The sequence below is a fragment of the Chitinophaga polysaccharea genome (assembly GCF_007829335.1).
GTDB lineage: Bacteria > Bacteroidota > Bacteroidia > Chitinophagales > Chitinophagaceae > Chitinophaga > Chitinophaga polysaccharea_B.
Genome location: NZ_VIWO01000007.1, coordinates 18194 through 43464, shown reverse-complemented (window position 1 = coordinate 43464; position 25271 = coordinate 18194). Strand labels below are relative to the sequence as shown.

23 protein-coding genes are annotated in these 25271 nt (G+C 47.8%); 14 read left to right on the top strand and 9 right to left on the bottom strand.

The features are described 5' to 3' along the window. Positions 1-34: 34 nt before the first annotated feature. From hemE to hemA, 4 genes are read right to left on the bottom strand one after another with little or no spacing between them, the layout of a single operon-like run. Complete coding sequence (gene hemE / locus FHW36_RS21675; protein ID WP_145671897.1) at positions 35-1063, bottom strand: uroporphyrinogen decarboxylase; 1029 nt, start codon at positions 1061-1063, stop codon at positions 35-37. Next, positions 1060-1803 carry a uroporphyrinogen-III synthase gene (locus FHW36_RS21670; RefSeq protein ID WP_145671895.1) on the bottom strand — a complete coding sequence of 248 codons (744 nt, stop codon included), beginning with the start codon at positions 1801-1803 and terminating at the stop codon, positions 1060-1062. The genes hemE and FHW36_RS21670 overlap by 4 nt, the downstream gene beginning before the upstream one ends. After that, positions 1793-2713 carry a hydroxymethylbilane synthase gene (hemC, locus tag FHW36_RS21665; protein ID WP_145671893.1) on the bottom strand — a complete coding sequence of 307 codons (921 nt, stop codon included), beginning with the start codon at positions 2711-2713 and terminating at the stop codon, positions 1793-1795. Before hemC ends, FHW36_RS21670 begins: the two co-directional genes overlap by 11 nt. 3 nt (positions 2714-2716) lie before the next feature. Next, on the bottom strand, positions 2717-3970 hold the full coding sequence (gene hemA / locus FHW36_RS21660; protein WP_145671891.1) for a glutamyl-tRNA reductase: 1254 nt from the start codon (positions 3968-3970) through the stop codon (positions 2717-2719). 299 nt (positions 3971-4269) lie between these two features. On the opposite strand from hemA, the gene hemH reads away from it, so the two are divergent. The 7 genes from hemH to FHW36_RS21625 all read left to right on the top strand — a co-directional run bounded on the left by hemH (position 4270) and on the right by FHW36_RS21625 (position 12469). Continuing rightward, positions 4270-5316: a ferrochelatase gene (gene hemH / locus FHW36_RS21655; protein WP_145671885.1), complete on the top strand. Its 1047-nt coding sequence runs from the start codon at positions 4270-4272 to the stop codon at positions 5314-5316. 9 nt (positions 5317-5325) lie between these two features. Further along, entirely contained in the window at positions 5326-6672 is a 1347-nt protein-coding gene (gene hemG / locus FHW36_RS21650; protein ID WP_145671878.1) for a protoporphyrinogen oxidase, read from the top strand. A 61-nt stretch (positions 6673-6733) separates the two neighbouring features. Continuing rightward, positions 6734-7864 carry a Re/Si-specific NAD(P)(+) transhydrogenase subunit alpha gene (locus FHW36_RS21645; protein ID WP_145671872.1) on the top strand — a complete coding sequence of 377 codons (1131 nt, stop codon included), beginning with the start codon at positions 6734-6736 and terminating at the stop codon, positions 7862-7864. Between the two features lie 28 nt (positions 7865-7892). Continuing rightward, entirely contained in the window at positions 7893-8204 is a 312-nt protein-coding gene (locus FHW36_RS21640; protein WP_145671870.1) for an NAD(P) transhydrogenase subunit alpha, read from the top strand. A 120-nt stretch (positions 8205-8324) separates the two neighbouring features. Next, positions 8325-9734 (top strand): NAD(P)(+) transhydrogenase (Re/Si-specific) subunit beta, encoded by a 1410-nt coding sequence (locus tag FHW36_RS21635; RefSeq protein ID WP_145671868.1) that lies wholly within the window; start codon positions 8325-8327, stop codon positions 9732-9734. A gap of 63 nt (positions 9735-9797) precedes the next feature. Then, the gene (locus FHW36_RS21630; RefSeq protein WP_145671866.1) at positions 9798-11201 is read left to right on the top strand and encodes a methyltransferase RsmF C-terminal domain-like protein; all 1404 of its coding nucleotides are present in this window, start codon (positions 9798-9800) and stop codon (positions 11199-11201) included. A gap of 281 nt (positions 11202-11482) precedes the next feature. After that, on the top strand, positions 11483-12469 hold the full coding sequence (locus FHW36_RS21625) for a LysM peptidoglycan-binding domain-containing protein (RefSeq protein ID WP_145671864.1): 987 nt from the start codon (positions 11483-11485) through the stop codon (positions 12467-12469). Positions 12470-12540: 71 nt separating this feature from the next. Here FHW36_RS21625 and fmt read toward each other — a convergent pair whose 3' ends face one another. Continuing rightward, positions 12541-13473, bottom strand: coding sequence for a methionyl-tRNA formyltransferase (gene fmt, locus FHW36_RS21620; protein WP_246121207.1), 933 nt, complete (start codon positions 13471-13473; stop codon positions 12541-12543). A gap of 38 nt (positions 13474-13511) precedes the next feature. Beyond that, positions 13512-14678, bottom strand: coding sequence for an exo-beta-N-acetylmuramidase NamZ family protein (locus tag FHW36_RS21615; RefSeq protein WP_145671862.1), 1167 nt, complete (start codon positions 14676-14678; stop codon positions 13512-13514). A gap of 104 nt (positions 14679-14782) precedes the next feature. Here FHW36_RS21615 and FHW36_RS21610 point away from each other — a divergent pair, with 104 nt between their 5' ends. Beyond that, a complete protein-coding gene (locus FHW36_RS21610; RefSeq protein ID WP_145671860.1) occupies positions 14783-15211 on the top strand; it encodes an FKBP-type peptidyl-prolyl cis-trans isomerase in 429 nt (142 codons plus the stop codon). A gap of 53 nt (positions 15212-15264) precedes the next feature. Here the strand turns inward: FHW36_RS21610 and FHW36_RS21605 are convergent, their stop codons facing one another. Then, positions 15265-15474, bottom strand: a complete 210-nt coding sequence (locus FHW36_RS21605; protein ID WP_145671858.1) for a cysteine-rich CWC family protein — start codon at positions 15472-15474, stop codon at positions 15265-15267. Positions 15475-15482: 8 nt separating this feature from the next. Next, on the bottom strand, positions 15483-17780 hold the full coding sequence (gene metE, locus FHW36_RS21600; RefSeq protein ID WP_145671856.1) for a 5-methyltetrahydropteroyltriglutamate--homocysteine S-methyltransferase: 2298 nt from the start codon (positions 17778-17780) through the stop codon (positions 15483-15485). Between the two features lie 194 nt (positions 17781-17974). Between metE and pepT the strand changes: the two genes are divergently transcribed. From pepT to FHW36_RS21585, 3 genes are all read left to right on the top strand, one after another. Further along, positions 17975-19222 (top strand): peptidase T, encoded by a 1248-nt coding sequence (gene pepT, locus FHW36_RS21595; protein WP_145671854.1) that lies wholly within the window; start codon positions 17975-17977, stop codon positions 19220-19222. A gap of 85 nt (positions 19223-19307) precedes the next feature. Continuing rightward, positions 19308-20024, top strand: a complete 717-nt coding sequence (locus tag FHW36_RS21590) for a MotA/TolQ/ExbB proton channel family protein (protein WP_145671852.1) — start codon at positions 19308-19310, stop codon at positions 20022-20024. Between the two features lie 11 nt (positions 20025-20035). Then, positions 20036-20431, top strand: coding sequence for an ExbD/TolR family protein (locus FHW36_RS21585; RefSeq protein ID WP_145671851.1), 396 nt, complete (start codon positions 20036-20038; stop codon positions 20429-20431). Between the two features lie 97 nt (positions 20432-20528). Here the strand turns inward: FHW36_RS21585 and prmC are convergent, their stop codons facing one another. Then, entirely contained in the window at positions 20529-21380 is an 852-nt protein-coding gene (prmC, locus tag FHW36_RS21580) for a peptide chain release factor N(5)-glutamine methyltransferase (RefSeq protein WP_186452558.1), read from the bottom strand. A 108-nt stretch (positions 21381-21488) separates the two neighbouring features. Between prmC and ribD the strand changes: the two genes are divergently transcribed. The 3 genes from ribD to FHW36_RS21565 all read left to right on the top strand — a co-directional run bounded on the left by ribD (position 21489) and on the right by FHW36_RS21565 (position 25256). Continuing rightward, a complete protein-coding gene (ribD, locus tag FHW36_RS21575; RefSeq protein WP_145671847.1) occupies positions 21489-22532 on the top strand; it encodes a bifunctional diaminohydroxyphosphoribosylaminopyrimidine deaminase/5-amino-6-(5-phosphoribosylamino)uracil reductase RibD in 1044 nt (347 codons plus the stop codon). 25 nt (positions 22533-22557) lie between these two features. Beyond that, complete coding sequence (locus FHW36_RS21570; protein WP_145671846.1) at positions 22558-23160, top strand: IMPACT family protein; 603 nt, start codon at positions 22558-22560, stop codon at positions 23158-23160. Between the two features lie 287 nt (positions 23161-23447). Then, on the top strand, positions 23448-25256 hold the full coding sequence (locus FHW36_RS21565; RefSeq protein WP_186452557.1) for a type VI secretion system Vgr family protein: 1809 nt from the start codon (positions 23448-23450) through the stop codon (positions 25254-25256). Positions 25257-25271: the final 15 nt, after the last annotated feature.

Sequence of the window (25271 nt, the reverse complement as noted above, 5' to 3'; positions counted from 1 at the left end):
CTTGCTTTTAAAGATCAATCGCCTGTATGTCTTGTTACCCGTGTGCTTTCACGGTTTCCACGAATGCTTTGGCATGGTCTACCGGTACATTGGGCAAAATGCCATGTCCCAGGTTAGCGATGTAACGTTGTCTACCAAAGCCTTTCAGCATTTCCTTCACTGACTTTTCAATTTCAGGGATGGGCGCCAGCAATTTAGCCGGATCGAAGTTGCCCTGTAAGGTAATGTTGTTGCCGGCAAACTGGCGGGCCAGTTCCGGTTTAATGCACCAGTCGATGCCCAGGCCATGCGCGCCGGTAGCAGCCATATCTTCCAGGGCAAACCAGGCGCCTTTGGCGAATACGATAGTAGGACAGATATCTTTCATGGCGGCTACTATCTGGCGGATATATTGTAAAGAAAATACTTCGAAGTCCTGCGGGCTCAGCAAACCACCCCAGGAGTCAAATACCTGTACGGTATCCGCGCCGGCGGCTACCTGTGCTTTCAGGTAAGCGATGGTGGTATCGGTGATCATTTGCAGCAGCTGATGGGCTACTTCAGGTTGCTGGTAGCAGAATGCTTTTGCTTCGTCGAAGGTTTTGGAGCCTTTTCCCTGTACCATGTAGCAGAGCAGTGTCCAGGGGGCGCCGCCGAAGCCGATGAGTGGCACGCGGCCATCCAGTGTCTTTTTCGTGAGTTTCAGCGCATCAAATACATAGTGCAGTCTTTCCTGTACATCCGGCACGCATACACGTTGCAGGTCGGCGGCGGACTTGATGGGGGCAGGCAGCAGGGGACCTACTTTTTCTACCAGCTGTACTTCCAGGCCCATGGCTTGTGGTACTACGAGGATGTCAGAAAAAATGATGGCGGCATCAACGCCCACCTGGTCTACCGGCATAACGGTTATTTCTGTGGCCAGCTCTGGATTTTCACAACGTTCAAAAAAGGAATATTTATCACGCAGCTTGATATAATCCGGGAGGTAGCGACCAGCCTGGCGCATCATCCATACGGGTGTGCGGGAAACGGTTTCACCTTTAAGGGCCTTCAGTAATAAGTCGTTCTTCAATGCGCTCATTCGTAGCAATTAATGTTGTTAAAATAAAATATAGCTGTTTGCACCATGTACGCTTCATCTGTACCGGGGCTTATTATAATCTTATTGTCGGTATGTTCTTTCAGCGAGGTAGCTGTTGTACGGCCAATGGCAAAGCAAACCGTTTTAGGCGCCAGTTTATTGGCAGAAAAATAGCTTTTAACGGCGCTGGGACTGAAAAAGAATATACCATCATAATCGGTGGCGACTACTTCCGGTGTGGGAATATTTTCGTAGATCACGTATTCGTTGACGGTAATCCCTGCTGCTGTCAATATACCGGGTAGTTCATCCCTGCGTTGTGTACCGCAGAAGAAATTTACCTCGGTGATATTGCCCAGTTGAATGATGGCTGTTGCCAGGTCTTTGCCGTAGGCTGCTTCCGCCAGTATTTTACAATCTAAGAAGGTTTCTTCCAGTAGCTGTTTTGTTTTTCCGGAGATACAACAGATGTTGGCGTCCCGGATAATGTACCAGTCGGCCCCTTGCCTTATGTAATATTTAGCCAGTATTTTTACGGCATTGGCGCTGGTAAAAACCTGTACGGTACCGGGCCGGAAGAGATGGCGTATTTTTTCCGGGCCCCATAATGCTTCGTTGGGAAGCGGTTTTATCTGGATAAAATCTTTAACGTCTATATGAATACCATTTTCACCAGCAACAGCGATGGAGCTGTCTGTCAGCGGCCTGGTGCATAATATGCGGTATTGATCATTTGGCATTTCTGATCTGAGCTACAATTTCAGCGCCACCTTGCGCCATAATTTCCTCTGCTGCACGTTGGCCCAGTTGTTGGGCCTGATCCAGGGGCACTTCATGTGAAGTACTGAAAAACTGGGATCCGTCCAGGCTGCAGAGTTCTCCGCTAAAGTGAACGGTATGGTCTTGTATATAAGCATACGCGCTGATAGGGGTGGTGCATCCGCCCATGAGGGTACGTAAAAATTCGCGTTCTATTTGAGTGGCCAGGGCAGTGTCGGCATCGTTAAAGGCGGCACAGGCATCGAGGCAAAATTGGTCATCTTCCCTGCATACGGCTACTACGGCGCCCTGAGCGGGAGCTGGCAGCATCCAGTCGAGATAGACGGAAGTGGCCGGGCGTACATTAATCCTCTCCAGTCCTGCAGCGGCGAAGATAGCACCGTCCCAGCTTTCAGCGGCCAGTTTCTGAAGGCGGGTATTTACATTCCCGCGCAGGTTGTGCAGCTGGTGTTGTGGATATTTGCGCAGCCATTGCGCTTTACGGCGCACGCTGCTGGTAGCAATGTGAGCAATATACCCGGGTTGTTCCAGGAAGTCGGTATTGGTTTTATATACCAGCAAATCTTTTACCGGTCCACGTTTCAGGATGGCGGCATGTACTATTTGCTGCGGTAGTTGTGTAGGAACATCTTTGAAGGAATGAACGGCAATGTCTATACGGTTATTAAGCAGTGCCAGGTCCAGGCTTTTGGTGAAGATACCTTGTACGCCTATTTCATAGAGGGGTGTTACCAGGTCAATATCGCCTTCACTTTTGATGGGCACCAGTTCGGTGCGGTAGCCCTGCGCGGTGAGCAGATCGTTTACCTGGTGTGCCTGCCAGAGTGCCAGCTGACTGTCTCTTGTACCTATCCTGATAACTTTTTCCATTGTTTATTCCTGATTAACGCCTGTCTCGAAAATATCGTTGATCATAGCAATGTACTGGTCGCTTTTATCGGCTTCCTTGCGTACTTTACCTGCCATGAGATTAATCATTTTTTGTATGATGCGGGAAGATACCAGTTCTATATCTTCCAGTTTATAATGTTCTCCGTTCTTCTGCTGTTGTATTTCGCGGGTATGTATTTCCTGCAGTTTATCTTTCACTGCTTTGAGTACCACGGCGTGTTTGCGCATTTTGTACCAGTAGAGGAATTCTTCCATGTACTCATCGATAATAGCCATGGCTTTAGGCACTTCACCCAGCCTGTTTTGCAGCGTTTCATCCTGTACTTTGGACAGTTCATCCACATTTACCAGTTGAATATGCGGCAATTCTCCTACGGCGGCTTCTACGTTGAACGGTATAGAAAGGTCGATAATGAGCTTTGGAGAGGAGCCGTGGAAATGTTCTGCCAGTACGGTGGGTTGTGGCGCATTGGAGGCCACCAGGATTACATCTGCCTGTTGCATTTCGCTGACCATATTTTCATAGGGTGCGTATTTCAGGCCATGTTGATCTGCAAAATCGGCAGCTACCTGTTCGGTGCGGTTAATGAGTGTAATCTCCTTTACACCGAGGTATTCGATCATGTTCTTGCAGGTATTGCGGCCTATTTTGCCTACACCCAACAATACTACTTTTTTATTTTTGATATCGGGGCAGATACGTTCCAGCATCCGTACGGTAGCAAAAGCCACAGACACGGTGCCTTTGCTGAGCCCTGTTTCTGTTTTAATCAGTTTGGAAACCTGTAATACGCTGTTCACCAGTCTTTCGAGAAAACTACCGAGGCTCTGTTGTGCTTTGGCAAATTTTGCGGCATTGCGGATCTGGCCGATGATTTCATAATCACCGAGTATCTGGGAGTCGAGGCCGGTGCCTACCTGGTAAAGATGTCTTACGGCTTCTTCGCCTGATTTGGCATAGGCTAATTCTTCCAACTGGTTTCTGTCACCGTTTGATTCCTTGCACAACAAGTCTATCAACTGCCCGGGATGCGCGGCAAATCCGTATACTTCTGTTCTGTTACAAGTGGATAGTACAAAAAGATCGTTCAGTTGTACTGTCCTGGCCTGCTCCAGGAGCTGTTGGTATTGGGCCGGATTGATGGCGTATAATCCCCTGATAGCAGCGTCGGTTTTCTTATAGTTGATCCCAACAATATGAAAATTTGCTATTTCTTTTGAATGACTGACCTGCATGTTCTTGTATAAGCTTCCGGGTGCAAAAGTACTTGCATACGTTGCAAACAAAAGGGTTTAGGCTGTCATTAGTGTGTCATTTCTCCTACTGGTAATCATCACGACGAAAAAATGATTTTTATCAGGTTTTGTATTTACAAAATAATGACACTAGGGAAGCTAAAAGCATAAAGCACAAAGCTATTAAAGCGACTGATGAACCCAGGTAAATATCCGTAAAGATTATTCGCTTCAATAGCTTTGTGCTTTATGCTTTCTGCTTTCGCCTTTTTCGTTAGTTTTGCTGCAATTTATAAGAAATGGTGTCTAAATCTGATGTAGGAATAATATTGATGAACCTCGGGTCGCCCGATTCTACCGCTGTACCGGATGTAAAACGTTACCTGATAGAGTTTCTGATGGACAAGCGCGTGATAGACTATCCATGGTTGTTTCGTAAAATATTAATTGAAGGGATCATTGTACCCAAACGTGCCGAACAATCTGCCAAGGCGTATGCTTCTATCTGGTGGGACGAAGGTTCTCCGCTGGTGGTGTTAACGAAGCAGTTACAGATGGCCGTGCAGAATGATATGGAAGTGCCGGTGGAGATAGCCATGCGTTATGGGAATCCCAGCCCGGAAGTGGCATTTGAGAACCTGCTCAAGCAAAACCCGCAGCTGAAGGAAGTGGTGGTGTTACCATTGTACCCGCATTATGCCATGTCGTCTTATGAAACAGCGGCAGAATATGCGCAGGAAATATTCAAAAAGAAGCAATATAAGTTTAAGCTATCGATCGTACCGCCGTTCTATGATGAACCGGATTATATTCATGCATTGGCTGAAAGTATGCGTCCTTACCTGCAGCGCGATTACGACTATGTACTGTTTAGTTATCACGGATTGCCGGAGCGGCATTTGCGTAAAGGCGATCCTACCGGAGCGCATTGCATGAAAGTAAATGATTGCTGTCATGTAAAATCACCGGCGCATGATTTCTGTTATCGCCACCAGGTAACGATTACATCGGAATTGGTGGCAGAAGCGCTGGGATTGCCCCCGGAAAAATGGGGCATCTCTTTCCAATCGAGGCTGGGACGTGAAGAGTGGATGAAGCCTTATACGGCTTCCCGGCTGGAAGCTTTGCCGGCAGAAGGGAAGAAGAAACTACTGGTCGTGTGCCCGGCGTTTGTGTCAGATTGCCTGGAAACGCTGGAGGAGATTGCGGAAGAAGGTAAGCATAGTTTCCTGCAACATGGGGGAGAAACCTTTACGATGATACCTTGTTTGAATATCCATCCTTTGTGGGTAAAAGCGGTAGTAAAATATTGTACCCAGATCGTCACACAGCAGGAAGCTGTATAATTTTTTCTTATGAATGAACAACCCGTATTGATCATTGGCGCCGGTTTATCCGGGCTGAGCATAGCGTATGAACTACAGCGGCAACAGGTGCCCTACCTGGTGCTGGAGGCCTCGGATCATGCGGGCGGGGTCATGAAATCGTTGCACACCGATGGATTTGAGCTGGATGCCGGCGCTAATACCATCGCCGCTTCCCCCGAAATACTGGCTTTTTTTAAAGAGCTGGAATTGGAGGGAGAGATTTTGCAGGCAACGGCTGCCAGCAAACACCGTTTCCTGGTAAGAAATAACCAATTGCATGGGGTATCTCCCCATCCGCTGAAGATCCTGTCTTCACCCTACCTGAGCGGAAGCAGCAAGTGGCGCCTGTTTACCGAGCGATTTCGGAAGCCGGCACCTCCTGCTGGAGAAGAAACCGTGACTGCCTTTGTTACCCGCCGGTTTAATATAGAGATAGCCGACTATGTATTTGACCCTGTATTGTCGGGCATTTATGCGGGCAATCCTGATGCTATGAGCATCGGCGAAGTATTGCCGGCCTTGCCGCGCTGGGAGCGGGAATATGGGAGTGTTACCAAAGGACTGATGAAAGATAAAAATGCGATGGGAGGCAGGAGAATCATCAGTTTCAAAGGAGGCAACCAGGCATTGACCAACCGTTTACAACAGTTGTTGTCTACCCCGGTACGTTTTAACAGTATCGTCACCAGTGTTGGTAAGGCGGATGAAGGCTACACGGTGAACGTAACCGACAACGGCGTATCCACTATCTATACTGCTGCCAGGGTGATATTTACCACGCCTGCCTATGTAACCGCCGATACCATCGGCGCACTGGACCCGTCATTGCAAGGCCTGTTGCACCAGATAACTTATCCACATATGGGCGTATTACACCTGGGATTTGATGCTACGGCATTGCCCCAGCCGCTGGATGGTTTTGGTTTCCTGGTGCCGCATGCAGAAAACAAGCATTTCCTGGGAGCCATTTGTAATTCGGCTATATTTCCTGATAAGGCGCCTGCCGGCAAGATACTGTTTACCGTATTCCTGGGTGGAGCGCGGCAGGAACACCTGTTCCGCGAAATGGATACGGCTACTTTGCAACAGCGTGTGATCGCGGAAATTACCGCCCTGCTGGGACTTACCGCCGCCCCGGTGATGCAGCGGCTCAGCGAGTGGAAGCATGCTATTCCCCAATTGAATGTGGGACATGCGAAGTTGCGCGAAGCAGTACACGCATTTGAAGAAAAATACCCGGGACTAATAATCAGCGGCAACTATGTGCAGGGCGTGGCTATTCCCGCATTACTGCAGCATGCTGCTACGTTAGCCGCTTCACTGAAGAAAAATTAATCAAAAAAAATAGTTCGTTGTTGCCGTTTTTTCTTTATATTCCATTATAAATTTCCACCAGATGATTGCAGGAATTTTAAAGGAAAAAAACGGCGAAACCAGGGTGTCGCTAACGCCCGAAGTAGTAAAGCAACTGCAGCAAATGTCGGTGACCGTGTGGGTGGAGCAGGGCGCCGGCGATAGTGCATTTTATAACGATGACGCCTATATGCAGGCGGGCGCGCTGGTTAAAACCGGCGAGGCCATACTCGCCGGTGCAGATATAATCTTCACCCTGCAGGCTCCTTCCCGCGAATGGATAGATCAGATCCCTCCCGGCAAAATCATTACAGGTATTTTACAACCACTATATCGCGTCGGCGAGGTGGAATACTGGGCTTCCCGGAATATTACGGCTTTCAGCCTGGATACCATTCCCCGTACCACCCGGGCGCAGGTAATGGATGTGCTTAGTTCTCAGGCCAATATTGCCGGCTATAAGGCGGTATTACTGGCGGCGTATAGCTATTCCCGTTATTTCCCCATGTTTATGACGGCAGCAGGCAGCATAGCCCCGGCCAAGGTATTGATACTGGGCGCCGGCGTAGCTGGTTTGCAGGCCATTGCCACCGCCCGCCGGCTGGGCGCAGTAGTGGAGGTATTTGATACCAGGCCGGCCGTGAAAGAGGAAGTGATGAGCCTGGGCGCAAAATTCGTGGAAGTGGAGGGCGCCGCAGATGCCTCCGGTGCCGGGGGATATGCAGTAGAACAAAGCGAAAGCTATAAACAACAGCAACAGCAACGTATTGCTGAAAGCATTGCCAAGGCCGATATTGTGATCACCACAGCACAAATACCCGGCAAAGCAGCCCCTGTATTAGTTAGCAGCGACATGCTGGACCGGATGCGCCCAGGCTCCGTTATTATCGACCTGGCGGCAGCTACCGGCGGCAATACCGCTGTTACGAAGAACAATGAAACAGTGTATTACAGAGGCGTTACTATTATCGGTAATTCCAACCTGGCTGCTACTATGCCAGCCGATGCCAGTAAACTATATGCAAAGAATGTGTTCAATTTCCTGAAACTTCTGCTGACCAAGGAAGGAACACTGCACCTGAATTTTGAAGATGATATCGTGAAAGGTGCCTGTATCACACACAATGGAGAAATAGTGAACGATCGTGTGAAAAGTATGATGCAACCGGCATAATTGTCAGGAACGTAAACATCCGCTCAATATGGAATATATTTTATCGTTTTTGCATCAGCATATCGACCTGATTTATATCGTTATCCTGTCTATCTTCCTGGGAGTAGAAGTTATCTCCAGGGTGCCGTCTGTATTACATACGCCCCTGATGAGCGGTGCCAATGCTATTCACGGCGTAGTTATCATCGGTGCTATCATTGTGATGGGGAAAGCAGAACCGGATAATTACCTGGCATTGATTATCGGGTTCCTGGCTGTGATACTGGGTACTATCAACGTGGTGGGTGGTTTCGTGGTAACTGACCGTATGTTGGAAATGTTTAAAGGAAAAAAGAAATAGCAAACGGATTGGCGCTTGTGTGCAGCATTTTAGCCAATGCTGCAGCTGAAGTGGTACCGGTAGCGCCGCATTTACTAACAGCCAAAGACGGGAGGCTAACGGCTTTAAGTACTATTCATTATGGGATCCAGCATTTTATCAATTATCTACCTGGTCGGCTCTGTTACATTTATCCTGGGACTGAAAATGCTAAGTAAACCGGATACTGCCCGCAAAGGTAACCTGGTGGCGGCCGCCGGCATGACGCTCGCTATCCTGGGCACTATCTTCCTTTATAAAGTAGATGATGTTCCCCTGCACAATTACGGTTGGATTTTTACCGGCTTATTCATCGGCGGAATCATTGGCGTGTTATCTGCCAAAAAAGTGAAAATGACGGCTATGCCGGAAATGGTGAGCATGTTTAATGGCATGGGCGGCGCCTGCGCAGCGTTGATATCCATTGTAGAATTTAATCACCTGGTAGCTTCCGGAGCCACTACGGGAGGGATGGTAGCCATTATCCTCCTAAGCCTGGTAATTGGCGCGGTTTCCTGTGCCGGCAGTATTATCGCCTGGGGCAAGCTGGCAGGGAAAATCAAAGACTTTTCGTTTAATGGTCAGCATATCCTCAATCTGGGGGTGCTGGCTGTTATTATAGGCCTGTTTGTTTGGCTGGTACTGGGTGTGGGGGCTACAGCCTCCAGCCTGGTAGTATTTTATACCATACTGGCACTGGCCTTGTTCTATGGCATTCTCTTCGTATTACCCATTGGCGGTGCAGATATGCCGGTGGTCATCTCTCTCTTAAACTCCTTTACTGGCGTAGCCGCTGCCTGTGGAGGATTTTTATACAATAATCCCGTGATGCTTACCGGGGGAATCCTGGTGGGCTCTGCCGGAACTATCCTGACTATCCTCATGTGTAAAGCCATGAATCGTTCGCTGAAGAACGTGCTGATTGGCTCCTTTGGTGGTAGCGCCGCCGCTGCTGCTGCTGTAGGCGGCAAAGAACAGGGGAACTATAAGGAAATCAGTTTAAATGATGCGGCCGTCGTCATGGCCTATGCCAATAAAGTAATCATTGTGCCGGGATATGGATTGGCGGTGGCCCAGGCCCAGCACGCCTGCCATGAACTGGAAAAGCAGCTGGAAGAAAGAGGGGTGGAAGTAAAATATGCCATTCACCCGGTGGCAGGGCGTATGCCCGGGCATATGAACGTGCTGCTGGCAGAAGCTGACGTGCCCTATGAAAAATTACTGGAGATGGAAGATGCCAATACCGGGTTTCCCACCACAGATGTAGTACTGGTGTTAGGCGCCAATGATGTGGTGAATCCGGCCGCTAAAAATGATCCAGCCAGCCCTATCTATGGGATGCCTATACTGGAAATAGAGCAGGCAAAGGTGGTGATCGTAAATAAGCGTAGCATGAAACCAGGATACGCCGGTATCGAAAATGATCTTTTCTTCCAGCCTAAAACATCGATGCTGTTTGGCGATGCCAAAAAGGTATTACAGGAACTGCTGGCTGCTATCAAAGAAGTATAGTGGCTATTCTTCATCCCCCTGCACAAAATCTTCATTTTCATTATTTTTGCGGAAAAAATTCCTTTGTCCAGTCATTTACCAGCTGCCCTGCTTGACTCGTTAGCGGGACTTCCGGGGTATAACCGGGAAACATTTGAACGAGTACATGCTGCTGCTGAAAAGATTACTTCACTGCGCCTTAATCCGCTTAAAATAACTACCCCTGAACGTGTGCAGCAGGTGCTGCAAGCCTTATCAGCCAATGGGGTACAAAGAGTGCCCTGGAGTAGCGAAGGTTATTATCTGCCTGCCAGGCCTTCTTTTACTTTCGATCCTTATTTTCATGCGGGCGCCTACTATGTGCAAGAGGCATCTTCCATGTTCCTGGAGCAGGCAGTACGTGCTACGGTAGATCTGTCGGCGCCGCTGAAGGTATTGGATTTATGTGCCGCACCAGGCGGAAAATCCACGCTGTTGCAGTCGCTGATCACGGAAGATAGTTTGCTGGTAACCAATGAAGTAATAAAACCACGGGCAGCCTTGCTGGCGGATAACCTTACCAGGTGGGGCGCCGCCAATGTGGTGGTTAGCAACAATGATCCGCGTGATTTTTCCCGCTTACCGGGGTATTTCGATCTGGTAGTGGTAGACGCTCCCTGTTCTGGTTCCGGGTTATTTCGCCGCGATCCGGAGTTGGTATCGGAATGGTCGCTGGAAAATGTAACACTCTGTAGCCAGCGTCAGCAAAGGATCCTGGCAGATGTATTACCCGCCGTAAAGGACGATGGAGTCATTATTTATTCTACCTGCTCTTTTTCTGCCGAGGAAGATGAAGTAATACTGGACTGGCTGGCAGATCATTTTGAGTTGGAAAATATTACGATTCCGCTGGATGCAGACTGGCAGATTGTACCAACGGTAACGACTAAACGAAATTGCACCGGCTACCGTTTTTACCCCGATTTATTAAAGGGAGAAGGCTTTTTTATTGCCTGTTTCCGTAAAAAGGGCAGCAGCCAGTCTATACGCAAACAGAAAGAGTCCAGGCAGGTAGCGCTTACCGCCCGGCAACGGGAACTGGTAGCTCCCTGGGTGAATATACCGGCTTCCTGGCAGTATTTCCTGCACCAGGACGAAGTATTGATTTTACCGCCTTTGTTGGCAACAGACATTACAATGTTGCAGCAACAATTGTATATTCGCAAAGCGGGCGTTAAAGCCGGGCAGTTGGGACAGAAAGAGTTAATACCCGATCACCAGCTGGCGGCAAGCACAATACTGGCCGAAACATTACCAGTTGTATCACTTAATTTGCAACAGGCATTATTATACCTGCGTAAAGAAGATCCTGGCGTAAACACCGATATACGGGGGTGGGCGCTGGTGACCTATAAGGGAATGCACCTGGGATGGGCCAAGTTTTTACCCAACCGCATGAATAATTATTATCCGAAAGAGTTACGGATTTTGAAGGAGATTAACGGGTAATGAGGGAGCTTATCCGGTGGCCTATCTCAACAGGAAATGTAATGTCAACGAGTATTTGAAAGGAATGTTAAAAGGTACGGACTACAACAACAAATGAGATCTTTGTTCGTTTGGTGTAGTAAGTAAATTTGTCAATTTTAACACATATATTCGTTGCCCGAATCAGCAAAAGAATTTTTCAGATTTTTGATGTTGCAATGGTATACTTGGGTTTCCAGCTTTAGAGGGAAGCAGAAATATCCTGAGCAGCAGGCAAAATATCAATCATAAACAGAGTTAGTATGATAAAATTGATGTTATCAGTCGCCTTGTTTGGTGTAAGCGCGGGAGCGGTGCAGGCGCAAGACACGCTGCAGGTACAGGGTACCTCGCCGTCTCTTTACATATCCCATGTAGTAAAGAAAGGAGAAAATTTCTACAGCCTTAGCCGGGCATATGGAATTCCCCCCAAAGAAATTGCCGCGGCCAATAAAGTAACGATGGAGCAGGGATTGCAGCTTGGACGTACCCTCCATATCCCGCTTACCGCCGCTAACTTCTCGCAGAAGGCGGATGCCAGCGGAACCCCCGTATATCACAAAGTAACTGAAAAGGAAACTTTATACCGGGTAAGTGTCAATTACAATAAAGTACCACTGGACAATATCCGTCAATGGAACGGCTTTTCCGGAGATGGGCTGAAGAAAGACAGCTATGTCATCATCGGCTATGTGAAAGCTGGTGGTGCGGGAGCAGAAGTGGCTTCCAAAGTGGAAAAAGTAAAAGAAAAAGAAAAAGCAGTACCTCCAGTAGTGGAAACAGAGGCTACTAAAGCGGAGAGTGAACCCGCACCACCGCCCGTAAAACAGGCGAAGGAAATGGTGAAGAAAGAAGAAACTTCCCGCCCGGTAACAGATGCCACTATTGCTCCGGCTCCGGCGCCAGCGGCGTCCAAGCCTGTTGCTGTTAGTACCAGTACTGACTTTGAACAGTTATACGACCAGCAGACCAATGGCGGTAAAAAAGCGTCAACCGAAAAAGGTCCTGGTACCTGGTTTAAAAGCAATGCAGTAGGCAAGTATTACGCCCTGCACAATACAGCGCCACGTGGCACCATTATCAAGGTAACCAACCCCCTGAATGGTAAAGCTGTGTATGCCAAGGTACTGGATGTTATTCCACAGATGAAATCCAATGCTGGCCTGATCATTAAATTGAGCGACAGTGCTATGCAGGCATTGGGTAGCAATGAAACCCGGTTTTATTGCGAGTTGAGTTACGAGAATTAACAGATTTAACTGATAATGAAAAAGCCGTCTCTACGCAGTAGAGACGGCTTTTTCATTATCAGTTATCTTCATTATTCCTGGAAGCGATAGCCTCTCAGAAATGCTTCAATATCCATTTTCTTTTTGCCTTCCAGTTGAATTTCATCCAGGTAGAGGTATCCATCCGGCGCTGCAATTTTTACATATGTTTTTTGATCCGTTTCAAATTCTCCCGGTGCTTTGGAAGGTGTGATATGCTCTTTATGCGCTTTGTATATTTTGAGATTTTTTCCCTGGAAAACTGTCCAGGCTGCGGGATAAGGACTGAGGCCGCGTACCAGGTTATAGATACTGTTGAGCGGTTGTTGCCAGTTGATCTGGCAGGTATCCTTGAAAATTTTAGGCGCGTGTTTAATGGCCGCTGCGGGAATATGTGCCTGCGGTGTTCCTGCTATATTACCAGCGGCAATGGCCTGTACAGTTTTCAGTAGCAGGGTGGCGCCGGTATGCATCAACGCGTCATGTAATTCGCCTGCGGTTTCATCTTCCCGGATGGCTACGGTGTCGCTGAAAAGGATATCGCCGGTGTCGATCTCATGTTGCAGTTTGAAGGTGGTAACGCCGGATTCTTTTTCGCCGTTGATAATCACCCAGTTGATCGGCGCCGCCCCCCGGTAATTAGGCAGCAGGGAAGCATGTACGTTGATAGTGCCTTCCGGCGGCATGTTCCATACCATTTCCGGCAGCATACGAAAAGCTACTACTACCTGCAGGTCTGCTTTTAAATCGCGCAAGGCAGCAATGAAATCAGGATTTTTCAGTTTCTCAGGTTGTAAAACCGGTAATCCTTTACTGACGGCATACTGTTTTACTGCGCTCTCGTGTAGTTGCAAACCTCTGCCAGCGGGCTTATCGGGTGCGGTGATAACGGCTACTACATTAAAACCGTTCTGCACCAATATATCCAGCGACGCCACGGCAAAATCGGGCGTACCCATAAAAACAATGCGGAGATCTTTATTCATAGGGTGCAAAAATAAAGAGGTTTGACCGAATGATACGCCTAGTACAGCAAGTATTTTGCGCGTATAGCTTTGAATTTAGCGAGACCGGGCTCCCAGCTTTTGCGGATATCGGCTTCTGACATTCCCTTGATGATTTGTTGCTGCAATTGTGTATTGCCGGCCACTTTACTGAAGAAAGGGATAAAGAATTTACTCTTATCCGGATAGGCGTGGTAAGCATCGATCAGCCATTTTAATTCAATTTTTCGGCCCAGGTGTGGTACTGTTTCCGGTACATTACTCAGGTCTACACCATAGCAACGCTGATCTTTCAGTACCGGTGTAGGATTGGTGGCGCTGGCACGGGGAATAAAGGAAAAACCTTTGTCGGGTAGCAGGGGAGAGCCATATACCTGGAAAGGCTTGTCGGTGCCGCGTCCCAGGCTGAGTGCTGTTCCTTCAAAAAAGCAGAGGGACGAATACAGGTTGATAGCCGCCATGTTGGGTAAATTGGGAGAAGGCTTGATGGGTACGCGATAGAAGGTTTTGTGACTGTAATTTTCACACGGAATTACCTTGATATCGCAATGGAGTCCTTTGCTCAGCATATGTTCGCCATTGAGCATCCGGGCATATTCTCCTACCGTCATGCCATGTACAATCGGAATGGGTTGCATACCTATGAAAGAGCGATAGGCGGTATCGAGAATGGGGCCGTCTACATAGTCGCCGTTGGGATTGGGGCGATCGAGTATCACCAGTGTTTTCTTGTTTTCAGCAGCAGATTCCATCAGTTCCTGCAGGGAGGAAATATAAGTGAAGAAGCGGGTGCCTACATCCTGTATGTCGAAGAGCAGGATATCCACATCTTTCAGGTCTGCCGCAGTAGCTTTGCGATGTTGTCCGTACAGGGAAACGATGGGAATACCAGTAGCAGAATCGATGCTGTTGGCCACTGTTTCGCCGTGACCGGCATTGCCACGGAAGCCATGTTCCGGGCTGAATATCTTCTGAATTTTTATATGCAGTTTCAACAGGGAATCTACCAGGTGGGTATGGTCGATGGTAGCTGTTTGGTTGACCATCATGGCTACCCGCTTGTTTTTCAATAACGGCAGGTAGCGGGCTGTTTGTGTAGCGCCGGGTAATACATGATCCGCGTATTGAGCGGAGGTTTCTCCAAAAAGGCCTGCGAGGAGGATACAGATGAGATATATACGGTTCATGTTGTTAAGATACGGTAAAGGTTTATTGACTGTATCAAAAAATAGGGATTATAGCAGCTTTTCGTATCTTGCGCGTAATTATTAACACTAAATAACTAATTTTTATGCAAGCTGTTAAAAACGGGGATACCGTGAAAGTGCATTACCATGGCCGTTTAACGAATGGAACTACTTTTGATTCCTCCGAAGGTAGAGCTCCACTTGAATTCAAGGTAGGCGCCGGTATGGTTATCAAAGGTTTTGAGAATGGTGTGCTCGACATGAAAGTGGGAGACAAAAAGACCATTCATATCCCTGTTGATCAGGCATATGGTCCTAAGAGCGATGAGATGATCATGGATTTTCCTAAGGAAAATATTCCAGCTGATCTGAATCCTGAAGTGGGCATGGAATTGCAGATGAGCAATCCACAGGGCCAGGTATTCCAGGTAAAAGTAGCTGCTATCGGCGATACTTACATTACTTTGGATGCTAACCACGCGCTGGCGGGAGAAGACCTGATTTTCGACCTGGAACTGGTAGAAATCGTTTAATATTAAGACTTTTATTGGCCGGATACAGCATATAGTCGCTGTATCCGGTTTTTTTATGCCTGTCCATGAGGTGATTCTGAAAATGCTATTTTCATTTCGCGTAAACAGTCAGCGCAAAGACATCCATGATATTGCTGCCGGATGAAGTCCAGTTCATCTTCTGTTAGCGGTACTTCCTGGCATTGACAGCGAAGAATAGTGCCTACGCGGCATTCAAAGTCGCGATGGCATCGTGGGCAGGTAACTGTTTCATGACATGGCATTCATCAATTTACGAAGCTTTTTCCTTTTTGCTTCGCATATTCCGGGCTGCTACCACCATATTGAGCAACGCCTGTTCTGTTTCCGGCCATTTCCTGGTTTTTAATCCACAGTCGGGGTTTACCCATATATTACGTACAGGAAGCAATTGCGCTGCTTTATCCAGTAATCCTTCCATTTCCGCTACGGTAGGCACCCGTGGCGAATGAATGTCATATACGCCGGGCCCTGTTTCATTGGGGTAAGAGAAGTGAGCAAAGGCTTCGAGCAGTTCCATTTGTGAGCGGGACGTTTCGATGGTGATCACATCTGCATCCATAGCGGCGATGTGTTCAATGATATCATTGAATTCGGCATAACACATATGCGTATGAATCTGGGTGGCGTCATCTACGGTGCTAACAGCCAGCCGGAAGGCTTTTACCGCTTCCACGAGGTAAGCCGCCCGTTGCGCTTGGCGCAGGGGAAGTCCTTCGCGCAGGGCGGGTTCGTCAACCTGGATGATAGTAATGCCGGCGTCTTCGAGGTCTTTCACTTCATCGCGGATCGCCAGCGCCAGCTGAAAGGCTGTCTGCATGCGGGGTTGGTCATTCCGAACAAACGACCATTGCAGGATGGTAATGGGGCCGGTAAGCATTCCTTTTACCGGTTTGGTGGTGAGCGACTGTGCATAGCGGCTCCAGGCCACGGTCATAGGCGCGGGACGTTGTACATCTCCAAAAATAATGGGAGGTTTTACACAGCGGGAGCCATAGCTCTGTACCCAGCCATTTTGCGTGAATACAAATCCATCCAGTTGTTCACCGAAATATTCCACCATATCATTCCGTTCAAACTCGCCGTGTACCAACACATCCAGCCCCAGGCTTTCCTGGCGGTAAATGGTTTCCGTAATGGCCTGGCGGATATCGGCCTGGTAGGTTTCTTCGGTGATAACGCCTTTTTTTAGGTCGGCGCGCAGCTGCCTGATTTCCGTAGTTTGCGGGAAAGAGCCGATGGTGGTGGTAGGAAACAGGGGAAGCTGTAATACCGATTGCTGCAATACCTGCCGGTGTGGGAAGATACTGTGGCGTTGCATGTCTACATTACGAATATCGGCCATCCTGGCTTTCACCGCGGGGATATGAATAGCGGCAGATGTTTTGCGGCTGATCATGGCGCTTTGGTTATCGGCGAGAGGCGACAGATCGCCGGCTGCTATTTGTTTCAGGTCCATTACCTCAGCCACTTTTTGTTGGGCAAACGCCATCCATTGCCTGATACCCGGATCCAGTGCGGTTTCCAGGTCGAGATTATAGGGTACATGCAGGAGGGAGCAGGAGGTGCCCAGCAACAGGCGCTCTGTTCCTATTTTGTTGACTGCCTTTTCAATGAGCGCAAGGGATTGGGCATAATCGTTTTTCCAGATATTGCGTCCGTCTACCACGCCGAGCGACAACCACTTATCTTCCGGGAGGATGGGCAAGATGGTATCCAGTTGCTCCGGTGCGCGTACGAGGTCGATGTGCAATGCTTTTACCGGCAATTGTAAAGCGAGTACGGTATTATCTTCCAGGCCGCCGAAATAGGTGGTCAGGAGTACGTTGAGCTGGGGCAGTGCCTGGCGGATAGCGCTATAGGCGCGGTGATAAAGGTCGCTCACAGCGGGATCGAGGTCTGTTACCAGGAAGGGTTCATCGAGTTGTACCCAGTTAGCGCCGGCCTGCTGTAAGGCTTCCAGGAGTTGAATATATACCGGAAGCAGTTTTTCGAGCAATTGAGGATAACTCAGTTCTGCATCTTTTATTTTCCCGCACAACATTAATGTCACCGGCCCTGGCAGCACCGGTTTGGTGGTAATGCCGAGGCTGAGGGCTTCTTTAAATTCTGCTACACATTTAGGTTGGTATAGCTGGTATTCCTGCGCCGCTTCAAATTCAGGTACCATGTAGTGATAGTTGGTATCGAACCATTTGGTCATTTCCAGGGCGGTGATGTCGAAATTATTTTTTTGGTATCCCCGGGCCAGGGCAAAGTACAGCTCGGGGCAGTTGGGATTGGCGAAAGTAGCTCTCAGGGCCTGGAAGCGGGCCGGTATGATACCCAGTGTAACGCACATATCCAGTATCTGATCGTAGTAAGAAAAGTCGTTGGAAGGGATAAGATCGATGCCGGCTGCCTGCAGGAAGGTCCAGTTCTCTTTTCGTAGTTGCCTTGCCGTTAGTTCTAATCTTTCCAGTGAAATTTTTCCGGTCCAGTAACTTTCGCAGGCCTTTTTCAGTTCGCGCTGGCTACCTATTCTCGGGTAGCCTGGAATGTTGGTAATCATGTGTAGGATGTATTTTATTCTATGCAAACCTATCATTATTGATCATTTGTTCGAATAGTTGGCTAGAATTCAGTTTTTTGTATTAAAATTTTATATTTTTTTAGAATAAATTACTGAAATGAATATTGTGAGCGGTGGTAAAACAGAATAATCTACGGTGGAGGTGTGAAGGTGATTTTCGTTACGTTTGCAATATGTTTACAAATTACTCATATACAGTCGATACGCGCTTCATGCGTTATGCACAAATAGATACGCAATCAGATCCACTGAGTTCCACTTTTCCTACCACGGAAAAACAAAAGGATCTTTCCCGTCTGCTGGTAAAGGAATTGCTGGAAATGGGCCTCACAGATGCCGAATTAGACGAGCATGGTTATGTATATGCTACCATTCCAGCCAACACGGATAAACAAGTACCGGTGATTTGTTTCTGTTCACATGTCGACACTTCTTCCGATAGCAGTGGCACAGGCGTAAAACCCATTGTGCACCGGCAATATGATGGGGGAGACATTGTACTGCCCGATGATGAAAATGTGGTGATCAGCGCCAAAGAGCATCCTTACCTGGCCAGCAAAAAGGGCGATGATATCATTACAGCCAGCGGTACCACGCTGCTGGGGGCTGATGATAAAGCCGGTGTAGCTGAAATTATGGATGCTGCTCATTTCCTGGTTACCCATCCGGAAGTAAAGCACGGGGCTATCCGCATCCTGTTTACGCCCGACGAAGAGGTGGGCCGTGGGGTAGAGAACGTAGATATGAAAAAGCTGGGCGCCAGCTTTGGTTATACCATGGATGGCGGCGAACTGGGTTCCCTGGAAGATGAGAACTTTTCCGCCGATGGCGCTAAAATCACCGTACATGGCATTAGTACGCATCCGGGCGCGGCAAAGGATAAGCTGGTCAGTGCGATTAAAATAGCCGGTGAAATCGTTGATGCGTTGCCGAAAGACAGTCTTTCTCCTGAAACTACGGAAGACAGGGAAGGCTTTATTCACCCGGTTCGCATACAGGGTACGGTAGAAAAGACAGAGATAGATTTTATTATCCGGGATTTTGAAACGGCACAGCTGGAGGCTCATGAAACATACCTGCGTCGCGTGATGGATAAGGTATTGGCGAAGCACCCGGGTGCCCGGGCTACGTTGAAAGTAACGGAGCAGTATCGTAATATGAAGGAAGTACTGGTACATCATCCGGAAGTAACGGCTTATGCTGCGGAAGCTATGCGCCGCGCGGATGTGCAGCCGCTGAGAATGAGCATCCGTGGCGGTACCGACGGTTCCCGCCTGTCTTTTATGGGTTTGCCTTGTCCTAATATTTTTACGGGTGAAATGGCGCTTCACAGCAAGCAGGAGTACGTAAGTATCCAGGATATGAAGAAGGCCGTACAAACAATTGTGTATCTGGCACAGCTTTGGGAGGAGAAGGCGTAAAATATTGCGAAGAACTTTCGCAAATATTTTACTACTTTAACCGTTTATATAGTGATCTACTTATGCACCCGTTAAAATATAGTTCATGTTGTTAGGTTTAATTACATTATTACAGGATTCTTTATTACAACCCAAAGCAGATACTGTGGCGCAGGGCATTGGCGTTGCTCCAGCTGCTACACCGCAAATACACCTGATAGATATGCTGATGAAGGGTGGTGTGCTGATGATCCCATTGGGGATACTTTCCCTGGTGGCGGTATATGTATTTGTGGAAAGGGCTATTACCATCAGTAAAGCCGGTAAGCTGCCTGATAACTTTATGCCGATGATCCGCGATCAGATTACCTCCGGTAATATGCAATCTGCCAGATCACTGGCTAAAAATACTGCAGGGCCTATTGCCAGGATGATTGAGAAAGGGATTCAGCGCATTGGTAAGCCGATCGAGAATATTGAGAAATCTATGGAGAATGTGGGTAAACTGGAAATTTACGGCATGGAAAAGAACCTGGTCATCCTGTCTATTATTGCAGGTATTGCGCCCATGTTCGGATTCCTGGGTACCATTGCCGGTATGATCCAAACTTTCTTCAACATTTCTATTACCTCTGATATCACCCTGGGCACTATTGCCGGTGGTATCTATGTAAAGATGATCACCTCTGCGTCTGGTCTGATTATCGGTATCGTGGCCTTTATCGGTTATAGCTACCTGAATGCGCAGATAGATAAGGTAGTAAACAAGATGGAGGGCGCTTCTGCTGAATTCATCGACATTTTGCAGGAACCAACCCGCTAAAACAATCACTCATGAATTTACGCAGGCGAAATAAGCGGCATGTGGAAATGCACAACTCTGCACTGAACGATATCCTGTTCATCCTGTTGTTGTTTTTCCTGATTGTTTCCACACTGGCCAATCCAAATGTTATCAAGCTGCTGTTGCCCAAAGCAAAGAGCAATACCAAGGCCAAACAAACCGTGGTGGTGAGCATCAACGACAAACGTGAGTTTTTTGTGGGTACCAATAAAGTACCGTTCGATCACCTTAAACAGGCATTGGCGCCTTCTATCGCCAATGAAAAAATAGAACCTACTATTGTGATCAATGCAGAAAAATCAGTACCGGTAGAAGATGTAGTGAATGTGATGGAAGTAGCCCGGGAAATGGGCGCCAAGGTAGTGTTGGCAACAGCGCACAAATAAAAGCTGAAGGCATAAGGCATAAAGCTATTGAAGCGAGTGATCAAAGCGGGTTAATATCCCCTGAGATCACTCGCTTCAATAGCTTTATGCTTTTCGCTTATATTTTTCCTTTTACCATGCGGTCTTTCCCAAACATATCCTGTTTCAGCGTAACCTCCTTAAATCCCAGTTCTTCCATTAATGCCACCACTTCTTTGCCCAGTGCTTCGTTGATTTCGAAGTAAAGTGCGCCGCCGGGAAGCAGCTTTTGTTGGGCCATCATGGAAATATGACGGTAAAACAAGAGCGCATCGCTATCGGGAACAAAGAGCGCAATAGAGGGCTCATAGCCCCAAACCCGCTCCTGCATGGACTGTTGTTCACTTTGTGTAATATAGGGGGGATTGCTCACAATCAGGTCGAATGACGGCAACGTGCTTACCTGTGCAGGATTCAGCGCATCCATCAATAAGAAGTTTACATCCAGGTGGAGCCGGGAAGCATTGCTGCGGGCTACTTCCAGGGCACCTTCACTCACGTCCACGGCGGATACCTGCGCATCGGGTAATGATTTTTTCAGGGCCAGGGGAATACAACCGCTGCCGGTGCCAACATCCAGCAAATGAAGCCGGTGCCGGTGTGCAGCATCCTGTACTATCCATTCTACCAGTTCTTCTGTTTCCGGCCGGGGAATCAGCACGTTTTTATTGACGAGGAGTTCCATGCCATAAAACCAGCCGGTGCCGGTAATGTATTGCACGGGTTCCTGCCGTTGTAAGGCCTCTATCGCCGTTTTCAGACGTTGCTTCTGATCGGGGGAAAGTATTTTTGTTTTGTGAACAATACGATCCAGTTTGCTCATACCCGTTAGATGCTCCATGATGATATGCGCTATACTGGCGGCTTCCCGCTCGTCGTATAATTCACTGATGGCACCTGTGATATAGGTAAAGGCAGTTTGTATAGTCAATATGAATAGTTTAAGGAATATGCCCGGAAAAATGCAAACCGGGGAGAGGAGCATTTTCCATTGGCTAAAAACGATACTTTTGCAAAGTTATTATATCACTCTGGGATTATGGATAGCACATTAGATGAATTTTTTATGCAGCGCTGCCTGGAGCTGGCCGCTATGGGAGCCGGCAGGGTAGCCCCTAACCCGATGGTAGGCGCGGTGTTGGTGCACCAGGGTCGCATTATTGGCGAAGGATACCATCAGCAATATGGACAGGCCCATGCGGAAGTGAATTGTGTGCACAGTGTTGCGGAAGTTGACCGGACGCTGATTCCACGGGCTACCATGTACGTGAGCCTGGAACCCTGTGCGCATCATGGTAAAACGCCTCCCTGTGTGGACCTGATCGTATCGCAGGGCATTCCGAACGTAGTAATCGGTTGTGTAGACACCTTTTCGGCCGTAGCAGGGAAAGGCATTGAGAAATTGAAAAAAGCAGGCGTTACCGTAAAAACAGGGGTGCTGGAAAAGGCCTGCCGTGCTATTAACAGGCGTTTTTTCACTTTCCATGAGCAGCAACGCCCGTATATTGTCCTGAAATGGGCACAAACCAGCAATGGACTGGTAGCCGGCGCCGATGGCGCACCAGTGAAGATATCCAATCAATATAGCAATCGCCTGGTGCATAAATGGCGCAGCGAAGAAATGGGGATACTGGTAGGTACCCGCACCGCGATGATAGACAATCCCCGGTTGAATAACCGGCTGTGGACCGGCAAAGACCCGGTACGACTGGTAATTGACAGAGAACTGAAAGTGCCGCGCACGCACCATCTCTGGGATGGCAGCATTCCGACGATTTTTATTACCGCCGCTGCGGCCGATACGCATGGCCTTACGGAAACCATGCAGGTGGATTTCCGGGAGTCGCTGCTGCCCCAGCTGCTGCAACAGTTGCACCAGCGGCAGCTGCAAAGCATCCTGGTGGAAGGCGGGCCCTATATCCTGCAGCAGTTTATTGATGCCGGCTTATGGGATGAAGCCCGTATTATTACCGGTACACATAGCCTGCCGGAGGGACTGGCTGCACCCGTGCTCAGCCGCGGGATACGGCAGCATACACAGCTCCTTGCCGGTGATCGTATTGATTTTTATCATCATGTGTAGATTTTAGAAGCATTAAATTTTATTGATGGAGGTTTATTTTACAATAGATAAAACAGCAGTAGCAGAATTCAAAGACAGGGGCAGCAAATTTTTGGCATATGCCTTCCCCGTTAAAACAACGGAAGCCGTGAAAGAATGCCTGGCGGAAGTGAAGAAAGAACACCCCAAAGCCACCCACCACTGTTATGCCTATCGCCTGGGCACCGAAGGGTTGCAATTTAGAGCCGCCGATGACGGAGAACCATCAGGATCGGCCGGAAAACCCATTCTCGGGCAGATTGACAGCAAACAGATTACCGATGTGCTGATCGTAGTAGTACGGTATTTTGGTGGCAGCCTGCTGGGGGTGCCTGGTTTAATTAATGCCTATAAGATGAGCGCTGCGCTCGTGTTACAATTGATTCCCGTTATCCAGAAGAATATTGAAGCTAAGTATCATCTCAGCTTCGACTACACTATCATGAATGATGTAATGATGGTAGTGAAACAACATAACTGTACGGTGATTTCCCAAGAGCTGCAATTGTTTTGTGAGATGGAAATAGGCGTACCTAAATCAACGGAAGAGCTGTGCCTGCTACGACTGAACGATATATACGGATTGGTCGTGAAGAAAGTGAAAGGATAGACCGATATGGATGATCCTGTTTACATATCCATGTTGCAACAGGAAGATAGGAATCCGTACCTCGCAGGATCATCCAACCCTGGAAGGGAATTAAGTTTTTTTCTACATTCATGTAAAATTGATATTGCCTTAATATAATTTCCTTAAATTTAGTTTTGTTAACTGGTCATTAAATAGCCCGTTTTATTGACGTTGTTTTAAAAGAAGCAATTGCTGCAAATGCAATGCGCTTCTACCCGATTTTAAGGCATGAAACCATATTTTTATTAAAAAGCCCCCCTTTGTATATGTTACATACCATTACCACCGTATCTATCGCTGACAAACAGTTTAAGCAATTCCATTCGCTCCGCCTGGAACAACCATTACAGGGGCACCATCATTTCGAATTGAAAATAGGATACGATTGGTTACAGGAGCTCGGTCCCGGTATTGTATCCGCTACCAAGGCGTTCCTGGGAAAAGAGGTAAGTATTACCATCCAGCCGTACGAGCCGTTAGAACACTATGAGCCATTGGTATTTAACGGCATTGTGATGTCGGTAAGCTCCGGTAAGGAAAGCGATGGTACGCATGGTTTTTGTGTAATCCGTGGATATAGTCCCACTATGTTATTGAATAATGATTTGCATATACAATCATTTGAGAACCAGGAGCTCAGTTCCATTGTACATACCGCGCTAAAAGCTTGCGGGCCTTATATTTCACGACCATTGGTAGAGCCGAATACCAGCGCTTCGCTGAAGTATATTGTGCAGTATAAAGAAACCTCTTTTGATTTTCTGCATCGGATGTCAGAACGTTTTGGAGAATGGTTTTTTTATAATGGGCAACAGGTTGTGTTTGGTAAATATCAGCCCAGGGATATTTCATTGGTACACCTGGTAGATCTGATGAGCTTTGACTTGGAAATGAAGGTAGCGCCTAATAATCAACACTTGAATGGTTATGATTACCGCAGTAATAAAGTAGTAGATAATACCACACTGGCGCAACCATCGGGCAAGGTAGATGATTATACCCAACATGTGCAGGGGGTAAGCGAGAAGCTTTACAGCAATACTTCCTTGTATAAAATGAATCATGCTTTTACCAGCAACGCTAAAGCAGAACTGGATACGCTGGTGACCCGCCAGAAGAAGGGGCGGATGGCATCTATGGTACAGTTGAAGGGAAGCAGCCGGCATACGGCTTTGCGGGTGGGAGATCATATTTCTATCAAAGAAAATGTATATGCAAAAGATGACCATGGCAAGTTCATGATCTGGGGCCTGACCCATCATGTAACTGGTAATGGCGATTATTATAATGAGTTTGAAGGGATCCCGGCGGATGCAGCAGCACCGCCGGTAAACCTGGAAAATATTCCCAACTGTGAGGCCCAGAGCGCCGTTGTGGTGGATAATCACGATCCGAAAGATCTCGGTCGGGTGAAAGCACGTTTTAAATGGCAGCAACAAGGTACTACGCCCTGGATGAGAGTACTTGCTCCCCACGGTGGCGGTAGTAAAGGCATGTATATGATCCCTGAAAAAGGAGAGGAAATTGTGGTGGATTTTGAAGGTGGAAACCCCGAACTGCCTTATGTATTAGGGACTACGTATAATGGCGAGGGTAAGTCCGGCTTTGGTACGGCCGCCAATGATATGAAAGCCATCCGTACCCGCAGCGGCATTTCAATTTTGCTGAATGATGCCCAAGGCAGCGTCACCATTGAAGATCCCAGTGGTAATAAAGTATTTATGGATGGAAAGGAACATATTTCCATCTCTTCAAAAACAAAAATCTCCATTTCTTCCAAAGAAATTGAAATTAGCTCAGAGACTTTTAGCATGACAGCATCAAAAACCGGTAGCATCATCGCGACAAAAGATCTGCATGTGGAAGGTACGGAATCAGCGGTGGTAAAGGGAAAAGATACACTGGTAAAAGCAGATAGCTCACTTTCCATGCTGACAAAAGAATTTCTCGCACAGGGTAGTACTACCGCTCACGTGATGGGAGATTCTGTAACGATGACCGGTAAAAAAGATCTCTCCGTGAATAGCCCTGCTGATATAATGGTTTCCGGCGGACTCGTTAAAATTAATTCCTGATCCCTTAAAATTGAT